This is a genomic window from Nocardia sp. CC201C (assembly GCF_030010695.1).
GTDB lineage: Bacteria > Actinomycetota > Actinomycetes > Mycobacteriales > Mycobacteriaceae > Nocardia > Nocardia otitidiscaviarum.
Genome location: NZ_JASCXP010000258.1, coordinates 1 through 10,422 on the forward strand (window position 1 = coordinate 1; position 10,422 = coordinate 10,422).

Annotated in this window: 10 protein-coding genes; 4 read left to right on the forward strand and 6 right to left on the reverse strand. The window is 70.0% G+C overall.

The genetic code is table 11. The annotated features are described in order from the left end of the window. Positions 1 to 67: 67 nt before the first annotated feature. A complete protein-coding gene (locus QK444_RS23925; RefSeq protein WP_282783881.1) occupies positions 68 to 2,452 on the reverse strand; it encodes a phosphoketolase family protein in 2,385 nt (794 codons plus the stop codon). Positions 2,453 to 2,460: 8 nt separating this feature from the next. Continuing rightward, complete coding sequence (locus tag QK444_RS23930) at positions 2,461 to 3,387, reverse strand: universal stress protein (RefSeq protein WP_282783884.1); 927 nt, start codon at positions 3,385 to 3,387, stop codon at positions 2,461 to 2,463. Between the two features lie 234 nt (positions 3,388 to 3,621). Between QK444_RS23930 and QK444_RS23935 the strand changes: the two genes are divergently transcribed. The 3 genes from QK444_RS23935 to QK444_RS23945 all read left to right on the forward strand — a co-directional run bounded on the left by QK444_RS23935 (position 3,622) and on the right by QK444_RS23945 (position 5,190). Next, on the forward strand, positions 3,622 to 3,840 hold the full coding sequence (locus QK444_RS23935; RefSeq protein ID WP_282783886.1) for a hypothetical protein: 219 nt from the start codon (positions 3,622 to 3,624) through the stop codon (positions 3,838 to 3,840). Between the two features lie 128 nt (positions 3,841 to 3,968). Next, positions 3,969 to 4,625 (forward strand): response regulator transcription factor, encoded by a 657-nt coding sequence (locus QK444_RS23940; protein WP_039814624.1) that lies wholly within the window; start codon positions 3,969 to 3,971, stop codon positions 4,623 to 4,625. After that, entirely contained in the window at positions 4,618 to 5,190 is a 573-nt protein-coding gene (locus QK444_RS23945; RefSeq protein WP_282783888.1) for a GAF domain-containing protein, read from the forward strand. The genes QK444_RS23940 and QK444_RS23945 overlap by 8 nt, the downstream gene beginning before the upstream one ends. Before the next feature lie 191 nt (positions 5,191 to 5,381). On the opposite strand, the gene QK444_RS23950 is transcribed toward QK444_RS23945, so the two are convergent. The 3 genes from QK444_RS23950 to QK444_RS23960 form a co-directional block, all read right to left on the reverse strand. Next, positions 5,382 to 6,278, reverse strand: a complete 897-nt coding sequence (locus QK444_RS23950; RefSeq protein ID WP_282783890.1) for a universal stress protein — start codon at positions 6,276 to 6,278, stop codon at positions 5,382 to 5,384. Positions 6,279 to 6,347: 69 nt separating this feature from the next. Further along, positions 6,348 to 8,066: a sulfate permease gene (gene sulP, locus QK444_RS23955; RefSeq protein ID WP_282783892.1), complete on the reverse strand. Its 1,719-nt coding sequence runs from the start codon at positions 8,064 to 8,066 to the stop codon at positions 6,348 to 6,350. A gap of 88 nt (positions 8,067 to 8,154) precedes the next feature. Continuing rightward, entirely contained in the window at positions 8,155 to 8,478 is a 324-nt protein-coding gene (locus QK444_RS23960) for a hypothetical protein (protein WP_282783894.1), read from the reverse strand. Between the two features lie 249 nt (positions 8,479 to 8,727). On the opposite strand from QK444_RS23960, the gene QK444_RS23965 reads away from it, so the two are divergent. After that, positions 8,728 to 9,171, forward strand: coding sequence for a pyridoxamine 5'-phosphate oxidase family protein (locus QK444_RS23965; protein WP_282783896.1), 444 nt, complete (start codon positions 8,728 to 8,730; stop codon positions 9,169 to 9,171). 19 nt (positions 9,172 to 9,190) lie between these two features. Here the strand turns inward: QK444_RS23965 and meaB are convergent, their stop codons facing one another. Next, positions 9,191 to 10,297, reverse strand: coding sequence for a methylmalonyl Co-A mutase-associated GTPase MeaB (gene meaB, locus QK444_RS23970; protein WP_282783898.1), 1,107 nt, complete (start codon positions 10,295 to 10,297; stop codon positions 9,191 to 9,193). Positions 10,298 to 10,422: the final 125 nt, after the last annotated feature.

Consider the following 10,422-nt stretch of genomic DNA (forward strand, 5'->3'; position numbering starts at 1 on the left):
CCGGGGGTCTACGTGGGGCCGGGCCCGGTCGCCCCGGGGTTCTGGGCCTTACGGGGGGCGACGACCCTCACGTGGGGCGCGGTGCGGTGGTGCGCGGCCAGCACCAGTCGGTGATCTCCGGGGGATCATCGCCCACCCGGTGGATGTGAGCTCGGATGCGGGCGAGTCTGCCGAGCAGTTCGTCGCGCAGTGGATCGCGGCGGGCGGCCAGGCGGGGGACCTGCTCGATAGCGGCCAGCGCCACCTGGAAACGGTCGATCCCGTTGCGGACGCACATGTCGAACGGCGTCGTGGTGGTGCCGTTGTCGATGAATCCGCGCACGTGCAGGCGGTCGTGACGCGGGCGGCGGTAGGCGATGCGGTGGATGAGCCACGGGTAGCCGTGGAAGCTGAAGATCACCGGGGCGTCGGTGAACATGCGGCGGTAGTCGTCGTCGGAGATGCCGTGCGCATGCCGGTCCGGCGGGAACAGCCGCGCCAGGTCGACCACATTGAGCACGCGAACGGCGAGGTCCGGCACCAGTTCTCGTAGCAGTGCCGCCGCGGCCAGGGTTTCCTGGGTGGGCACGTCACCCGCACAGGCCAGCACCACCTCGGTCGCACCGTGCTGATCGCTGCCGGCCCAGTTCCACACGCTCAGGCCGCGCTCACAATGCGCGCGGGCCGCGTGATCGCTCAGATACTGTGGGGCGGAGTGTTTTCCGGCCACCACCACATTCACCATGCCGCGCCCGCGCAGGCAGCGCTCGAACACGTGCAGCAGGCAGTTGGCGTCCGGCGGCAGGTACACCCGGCTCACCTCGGGACGTTTGCTCAGCACATGGTCGATGAAGCCCGGGTCCTGATGGGACGCGCCATTGTGGTCCTGCCGCCACACATGTGAGGTGATCAGGTAGTTGAGGCTGGGAATCGGCGCGCGCCACGGGATCTCCGACGCCGCGTGCAGCCACTTGGCGTGCTGCACCACCATCGAGTCGACAATGTGCGCGAAGGCCTCGTAGGTGGAGAAGACGCCGTGCCTGCCGGTGCGCAGATAGCCCTCCAGCCAGCCCTGGCACAACTGTTCGGACAGCACCTCGAAGACCCGGCCGTCCGGTGTGAGACCGTCATCGCTGTCCAACCGCGTGCCACGCCAGCGGCGCGCGGTCACCTCGAGAATCGCCTCCAGACCGTTGGAGGTGTGCTCATCGGGCGAGAAGAACAGCAGATTGCGCGGATTGTCCAGCAGCGCGTCGCGCAGATAGCCGCCCAGGACGCGCGTGGCCTGCGCACGCACGATACCGGGAGCGGAGAAACCGACCGTGTAGTCGGAGGCGGGTGGCAGCCGCAGCCCCACGGTGGTGTGCCCGTGTGCGGCCGGGTGCGCGCCCATGCGCAGTTCGGCACGCGCCAGCGCGGTGATCCGCTCCACCGGCCGCCCCAGCCCGTCGAAGAGTTCCTCCGGACGATAGGAGCGCAGCCAGTCCTCCAGTCGCGCACGGTGTTCGTCGTTCTCGCGCACATCGGTCAGCGGAATCTGATGCGCCCGGCAGGTGCCCGCGATGGCGACGCCGTCCACCGTGTCCGGACCCGTCCAGCCCTTGGGGGTGCGCAGCACGATCAGCGGCGGGCACGGATTGCGCGGCCCCAGCCCGCGCCGGGCGAAGTCGCGAATCTCCGCGATCCGCTCCATCGCCTCGTCGAGGACGGCCGCGTAGCGCTGGTGCACCCGCACCGGATCGTCACCCTCGACGTACATCGGCTCCCAGCCGTGGCCGCTGAGCACCGCGTCGAGTTCGGTGCGCGTCATCCGCGCCAGCAGGGTCGGGTTCGCGATCTTGTACCCGTTGAGGTGCAGGATCGGCAACACCACGCCGTCGGTGGCGGGATTCAGGAAGGCGGGAGCGTGCCAGCTCGTCGCGAGAGCCCCGGTTTCGGCCTCGCCGTCGCCGATCATGCACGCCACCACCAGATCCGGATTGTCCAGGGCCGCGCCGGTGGCGTGGGCCAGCGAGTAGCCGAGCTCGCCGCCCTCATGGATGGAGCCCGGCAGATGCGGCGTCGCGTGACTGGGCACACCGCCGGGGAAGGAGTACTGCCGGAACAGCTCTCGCATTCCGGCCGCATCCCGGCTCACCTCGGGGCGGCGTTCGGAGTAGGTGCCCTCCAGCCAGGTCGCCGCGTTCAGCGCCGCCGCGCCGTGTCCCGGGCCGAGCACGAACAGCATGCGCTGCCGGGTCCGCGCGATGGCACGGGTCAGGTGGGCGTAGGTGAGCGTGATCCCGGGCACGGTCCCCCAGTGGCCGATGAGCCGCGATTTGAGGTGCTCGGGCCGCAGCGGCTCCCGCAGCAGCGGATTGTCCAGCAGGTACAGCTGGCCCACGGACAGATAGTTCGCGGCCCGCCACCAGGCGTCCACATCGCGCAGTCCGGGGGTGAGCGCACCGGGCTCACCGGCCAGCAGGGTCGTCATGCCCGCCCCTACTTCGCCGGGTGGACGACCATGACCGGGCAGGACGCGTGCTGCACCAGAGCGTGCGAGGTGGAGCCGAGCAGCAGACTGGTGAAACCGCCGCGTCCCCGGCTGCCGACCACGACCAGCTGGGCCGTGCGCGACCATTCGCGCAGCCGCCCGGCGGGATCGGTGGCGTAGACCTTGCGCACCACCTCGACCTCGGGGTACTTCTCCTCCCAGCCGGCCAACCGCTCGGCGAGAATCGCGTGCTCGGTGACGTCGAGATCGTCGGTGGACATCCACACCGGATCCGCGCCCGCGAACTTGCCGCCCTTCCAGTCACTCCAGACATGGACCGCGACCAGCTTCGCGCCCCGCTCGGCCGCCTCGGCGAAGGCCGCGCCGATCGCGGCCTCCCCCGCCGGGCTGCCGTCCACGCCCAGCACCACCGGACCGGAGGTGTGGATGCGGTTGCCCGCCTCCGAGTCGGTGCGCACCACGATCACCGATCCTTCGGCGTGCGCGGTCACCGCGAGCAGCGTCGACCCGAGATGACCGAAGGTGCCGACGGTGCCGGTCGCGCCCAGCACCACCGCGTACGCGTCCGCGCTGTGCGCGATGAGCAGTTGGGCGGCGGAATCGGCCGACAGGTTCACGGTGATCGGGACGTCGGGGGCTACCGTCTTCGCCACCTCCTCGGCGCGCGCGATGACCGCCTTGCCGTTGTCGCGCACCGTGTCGACCACCGCCGGTACCGAGACCTCGTAGACGCCGAGCACATGGGTGAGGCCGACCAGGTCCATGCCGTGCAGGATGTGCAGCGGGCGCTCCCGCTCGGCGGCCAGTTCGGCCGCCCAGCGCAGGGCCGCGTCCGAACCCGCCGATCCGTCCACGCCCACGACCACCGGTGCGGAGACCAGATGGTGCGGATCCTCGAAGCGCTGCTGTGTCATGGCGACCTCCCGTACGGGGTTGACGGTGCCCGGCCGGGCACTCACCCTCACGGTAGGGATCGGCACCCGCCACGGGATGCTGCCGATCGTCACCGACTGCCGGGACCGAAGCCACTGCCGGAGGACACTTCTCGCAGCTCCGGGTCCTGGGTCCCGAACCCGCGTGACCTTGGTCCCCGGCGGCGGGGCCGCACGCCCCTCACAACGGCGGAGCGTGGCGCGAAAGCTTGCGGCATGCGAACCGACTCGTCGCCCGATGACGCGATACTCGCTGTTCCCGCCATGGCACTGGGCATCGTCATGCTGGCCGTGGCTCTGGCCACCGCGCCCCTGCTACCGGGTTGGGCCGACGACTACGGCACCATACTCGTAGCGCTGGCGGTGGCCGAGTACCTCGCGGTGGCGACGGCCTCGGTGTGGTGGGGATGCCGCGCCCTGTGTGCCGCCCGGTAGCCGGTGCCGCGCGCAGCGACGTCCGCAATGCCCATGGACCACGTCGGAATAGGGACTTTGGACCATCGCTGTGCCCCGCGCTCCCGCGTATGTTTGTTCGCATTACTCACCACAGATCGGATGCCGCCATGATCAAGGTGTTTCTCGTCGACGACCACGAGATCGTTCGCCGGGGACTCGTCGACCTCCTCGAGGGCGATCCGGAACTCTCGGTGGTCGGCGAGGCCGGGGATGTCGCGCAGGCCCTGGCCCGGATTCCCGCGCTGCGACCGGATGTCGCCGTGCTCGATGTTCGCCTGCCCGACGGCAACGGCATCGAACTCTGCCGCGAGCTGCTCTCGCGACTCGACGATCTGCGCTGCCTGATCCTCACCTCGTTCACCGACGAACAGGCCATGATGGACGCCATCCTGGCCGGTGCCAGCGGCTACGTGGTCAAGGACATCAAGGGCATGGAATTGGCGAAGGCCATCAAGGAGGTCGGCTCGGGCCGATCCCTGCTGGACAACCGGGCCGCCGCCGCGCTCATGGAGCGGCTGCGCCGCAGCACCCAGCCCGACGGTCCGCTGGCCGGACTCACCGAACAGGAACGCCGACTGCTCGATCTGCTCGGTGACGGCCTGACCAACCGACAGATCGCCGAACGCATGTACCTGGCCGAGAAGACCGTGAAGAACTACGTCTCGCGACTGCTGGCCAAGCTCGGCATGGAACGCCGCACCCAGGCCGCGGTACTGGCCTCCAAACTGCGCTCCGGGTCCGCCGCGACGCAGCAGGATGGGTGATCCCGAGACCGGTTCACGCTCGGTGCACGAGGCACTCTCGCAGCTGCGGCTGCGAGAGCTGCTGGCCGAGGTCAGGGACCGGGTCGAGCAGATCATCGACCGCCGGGACCGGATCGACGGCCTGGTCGAGGCCATGCTGACCATCACCTCCGGACTGGATCTCGGCCACACCCTGCACACCATCGTGCACACCGCCATCGAACTGATGGACGCCCGGTACGGCGCACTCGGGGTGCGCGGGCCGGATCGGCGACTGAGCCGGTTCGTCTTCGAGGGCGTCGACGAGGCGACCGGGCGGCGGATCGGCGATCATCCGTCGGGTCACGGCGTCCTCGGCCTGCTGATGAGCGAGACCACGCCCATTCGCCTCATGAACATCGCCGATCATGCCGCCTCCGTGGGCTTTCCGGAGCACCATCCGCCGATGCGCGCCTTTCTCGGTGTGCCGGTGCGGATTGCTCTGGTCGGCACCGCTACGCTGAGAACCGATTCTTCCAGCTCTCAGCGCAATTCCCACCACACCGAGTCGGATGGGGCCGTGCTGACTTCAATTGCGCCGCGCTGAGTTCGATCGGGCTGTGGCCCACTGCGCTGAAACTCGATTCCGCTGTGCTGAGTGCGATTCGGCTGTAGCTGGTTCCCTTGGGCTGTGCCCGGTTCGATTCCGCTGGGCACAGCGCGATTCCGCGCCCTCCGCCCCCGAATCGGACAGATCTGCCGTACAGTGCGCCGCTCCCCCGGGCGCGCTCACTCGACTCAGCCTTCGCGGACCACCAGCACCGGGCACGGGGCCAGATGCAGCAGGGCGGTGCTGGTCGAACCCAGGTTCATCCCCGCGAAACCGCCGCGGCCACGCGTGCCCACCACGACTAGCTGCGCGCCGTCGGCGTACTCGAGCAGGGCGCGGACCGGGGTGTCCCGAGCCACCACCCGCTGCACCTCGACCTCGGGGAACCGCTCGCCGAAACCGGCCAGGCATTCGGCGAGGACGGCGTCCTCGGTCTCCTGAATGCCTTCCCACGGGATGACGGGCAGGTCGTGGCCGGTGTCGTCGCTCCAGGCGTGCACCGCCACCAGGCCGACCTTGCGCCGCGAGGCCATCTCGAAGGCCATGGCCACCGCGGGCATGCTGTTCTCGCTGCCGTCCACGCCGACCACGATCGGGCGGTGCGCGGCGGTCGGATCGGTCTCCTCCGGCATGGCGGGGACGACCACGACCGGGCAGTGCGCGTGCCGGGTGAGTGAGGTGCTCACCGATCCCAGCACCGCGCGGCGCAGCGCGCCACGACCGCGATTGCCCAGCACGACCAGCCGCGCACCGCGCGACCGGCCGATGAGCGTGGTGGTGATGGGCTCGAAGATCAGTTCGGTGGTGACGGTGAGATCGCCGGGCGCGGTATGCCGCGCGATGGCGGCGGCCTCGGTGAGCACCCGATTACCGTCCTCGCGCACCCAGGCCAGTTCCGCCGCACCCAGCGAGGTGACGGGCACCTTGGAGACCGGAATGGCGTACGAGGTGATGATGTGCAGCGGGCAGCCGCGCAGATCCGCCTCCGCCGCCGCCCAGCCGACCGCCTGGTAGGAGATCGCCGAGCCGTCGACGGCGGCCAGGATGGGCGCGGGTCGCGACGCCTCGTGCGCGGTATCGGCCATGATTCCTCCCGTGGTCGGTTTGTTACACCCAGCATGCCCGGCGGGCCGGGGTGTTCCCAGGGAACAAGGTCATTCGGGTCCGGGGTCGTCCGGCCTCGTGGCCCCGGTCGCGGCCCGGTACGCCTCCAGGGCGGTCGGCAGGGTCGGGAAGATCCGGTCCGCGCCGATCCGGTCGACCAGGCCCGCGGCGTCCAGGGCGTCACGCAGATCCTGTTTCACCCGCGCCATGGCGAAAACGATGCCGCGCGAATCCAATTCGGCGCGCAACTGGTCGACGGCGTCGAGCGCGGTCAGGTCGACCTCCACATTGGCCTCCGCGTTCAGCACGAACCATCGCACCGGTGTGTCCCGCCCCAGCAGCTCCACCGACTCCAGCGCCCGGGTCCGGAAGTCCTCGGCATTGGCGAAGCACAACGGGGCGTCGTAGCGGTAGATCACCAGTCCGGGAACGGGTTTCGCCTCCGGATAGTCGTCGATGTCGTGCATGCCGGCAAGACCGGGCACGAAGCCGAGGATGGCGTCGTGGGCGCGGGCCACGCGCCGCAGCAGATCCAGAATGGACAGCGCGATGGCGATGCCGATCCCGTAGAGGACGCCGAAGATCAGCACCGCGGCGGTGGTGCCCAGGGCCAGCACCAGCTCACTGCGCCGGAAGCGGGCGAACCGGCGGAGTTCCGGGAGGTCGATCAGGCGCAGCGCCGCGAACACCACGAGCGCGCCGAGTGCGGCGGTCGGGAACTCGGCCAGGATTCCGCGCGCGCCGAACAGCACGATCAGCACCGCGGCCAGGGCCACCAGCGAGTACGCCTGGGTCCGCGCGCCCGCGAGATCGGCGATGGTGGTGCGCGACGCGCTACAGCTGACCGGGAAACCGTGCATCACCCCGGCGGCCAGATTGGTCGCCCCCATCGCCCCGAGTTCCCGGTTGGCGTCGACCCGCTGACCGTGCCGACCGGCGAATGCCCGTGCGGTGAGGGCATTGTCGGAGAAACCCACCAGGGCGATACCGATGGCGGGCAACACCAGCTCGGTGAGGTCCGCGGCCGCCACCCCGGCCACGCCGGGCACCGGAACACCGGGTGGGATCGCGCCCACCACCCCGATGCCGTGCTCGCTCAGCGAGAACACCGCCACCACCACCGATGCCGCCAGCACGGCCAGCAGCGGCCCGGGCGCACGCGGCGCCCAGCGGCCGAGCAGCAGCAGGGCCGACAGCACCACCGCGGCCAGAATCGTTGTCGGCCAGTGCAGATCGGAGAGATTCGCGAAGAAGGAGCGCAGCTGGCCCGGAATGGTCTCCCCGTCGACCCGCACCCCCGTCACCTTGCCGAGCTGACTGGCGATCATGATGCCCGCCGTGCCCGCGAGGTAGCCCACCAGCACCGGTTTGGACAGCAGATCGGCGAGCACCCCGAACCGTGCCAGCGATCCCACGATGCAGATCGCGCCCACCAGCAGCGCCAGCATCGCCGCCAGCGCGGCGTATCGGCCCGGATCACCCGCCGCCAGCGGGGCCAGCGCCACGGCGGTGAGCAGTGCGGTGGTGGATTCCGGTCCCACCGACAGCTGCCGCGAGGTGCCGAGGAAGACGTAGACGGCGAGCGGCCCGAGTATCGCCCACAGTCCGGTCACGGGCGGCAGCCCGGCCACCGTCGCGTACGCCATGACCTGCGGGACCAGATAGGCCGCCACGGTCACCCCGGCCACCACGTCGGGGCGCAGCCAGGCGCGCTGGTATCCGCGGAACTGCTCGAGCCCCGGGAGGAAACGCGCCGGACCGTTGATCATCAGGGTCCGACAGTACCGCGCGGCGCGCGCGCCCGTCCCGTGTGCGCGGAAGGTGTCTCCGCGTCAGGTTCGGGCGCGATCGACGGGCTCAGCGCCGATTCCGGCCGTCCCCGTCGGCCGGGGCGGTGTGGTCGCGGGCCAGGCCGACCATGGCCAGCCCGGCCTCCCGGATCACGGTGTCGAGCTCGTCGAGAATGTCGGCCACGGTTCGCCCGGCCGCGTCCAGCCGCTCGGCGGTGACGTCGGGACGGCCCAGTTCGGATCGCATCGCGTGCAGGCGCAGGCCGATGTCGAACATCCGCCGCACGAGTCGGTCGTTGGCGTCCGCATACGCGGCCTGACTGTCGGCCAGCCGCGCCGGATCGAACTCCCCGGACAGTGGCGGTGGGATCGGGAGGGCGGCATCGGCCATCTCGACTCCTGGGTCGCGAGCAGGATCCCCCAGCCGCGCCACGGGACTCGGGAAAACGTCACGAGTATCGTACGCTGTCACCGTCTCGGACAGATGGAGTCTCGAAACGCAATTTCTTTCGCGCGCAATGAAAATCATGCGTTTCGCCATTTTCCGGATCGGGTACGCCACAGTCCCGGGAAACGTGGAATACTTCGTGTCCCAGCAAGAATGCGTTCGCAGTTCGATGGCCGACAGAGTTTGTGGGGTATGGCCGTGCACGAGGAACTCCAGCCGCGGGAGCTGTCCACATCGGATTCGCTGCGACTGTTGAGCGGTATCCGCTTCGGCCGGGTGGTCTTCTCCCGGTACGCACTGCCCACCATCCGCCCGGTCAACCATGTCGTGGACGGCGGCATGATCGTCATCCACGCCAGTCCCGGCACCACTCTCAGCGCGGACCGCCAGGTCGTGGCCTACGAGGCGGACACCATCGACCAGGCCACCCAGTACGGCTGGTGCGTCATCGTCACCGGCACGGCCGAGGAGGTCACCGATTCCGGCGACCTCGCCCGCTACCGCCGCCTGCTGCCCACCACCCTGCCGGGTCCCCGGCACCGCATCGTCCGCATCCGCCCCGATTTCGTCACCGGCGTGGAATACGTTCCGGCCGCTCTGCTTCCGGAAGATGCCCGGCCGACCGAGGACCGCTGAATTCGGCCGCGAATTCCGACTACGCCGTGGACGGTCCGTCGAACGCGTTCAGGATCTCCTCCGCGGCCAGGGCCGGAGTGAGCGATCCGTCGCGGACCTGCTTTTCCACCTGCGTCCGGATGGCGCGTACGGCCGGATTGTCGGTCAGGCGGCGCAGCAGTTGGTCGTGCACCATATTCCAGGTCCAGTCGACCTGTTGGCGACGGCGCTTCTCGGCGAATTCCCCCGCCTCGGTGAGCACGCGGCGGTGTTCGAGCACGGTGTTCCAGAAGGTGTCGAGCCCGTTGCCCTCGAGTCCGCTCATCGTGATGACCGGTGGGTGCCACAGCGATTCGCGCGGATGGATGAGCCGCATGGCCCCGCTCAGTTCGCGGGCGGCGGCCTTGGCCTCCACCTCGTGCTTACCGTCGGCCTTGTTCACCGCGACCAGGTCGGCGAGTTCCAGCACCCCCTTCTTGATGCCCTGCAACTGGTCTCCGGTGCGGGCCAGGGTGAGGAAGCAGAACACGTCGACCATATTGGCGACGGTCACCTCGGACTGGCCGACGCCGACGGTCTCCACCAGGATCACGTCGTAGCCCGCCGCCTCCAGCAGCACGATGGTCTCGCGGGTCGCCTTGGCCACCCCGCCCAGCGTGCCCGCGGTGGGCGAGGGGCGGATGTAGGCATCGCGCTGCACCGCCAGTCGGCCCATCCGGGTCTTGTCGCCGAGGATGGAGCCGCCGGTGCGGGTGGAGGACGGGTCGACCGCCAGCACCGCCACCCGGTGCCCCTGACCGATGAGATGCATGCCCAGCGCGTCGATGAAGGTGGACTTGCCGACGCCCGGCACCCCGGTGATGCCGACTCGGTTCGACACCACCGCGTCGCTGTCGGGCGTGACCCGCAGCAGCAGTCGCTGCGCCAGTTCCCGATGGTCGGTGCGGGTGGACTCCACCAGCGTGATGGCCCGCGCCAGCGCCGCGCGCTCACCGGCGCGCACCCGGGCGGCCAGGTCGTCGACATCGATGACCCGGCGCGCCGCACCGGCCACCCCCGGTGCGCCACCGCGCGGACCCACTCCCGCCGTGGTGCCGAGCCGAGGACGCTCGGCGCCACCCTCGTTCGCGTGTGCGGCGTCGCTCATTCCGCCGCGCCGGTGCCGATCTCGTGGCCGAGCGACGCGCCCAGCTTCTTGATCAGGCCGATGGCGGCATCGGCGATGACGGTGCCCGGCGGGAAGATGGCGGCGGCACCGGCCTCGTAGAGTTC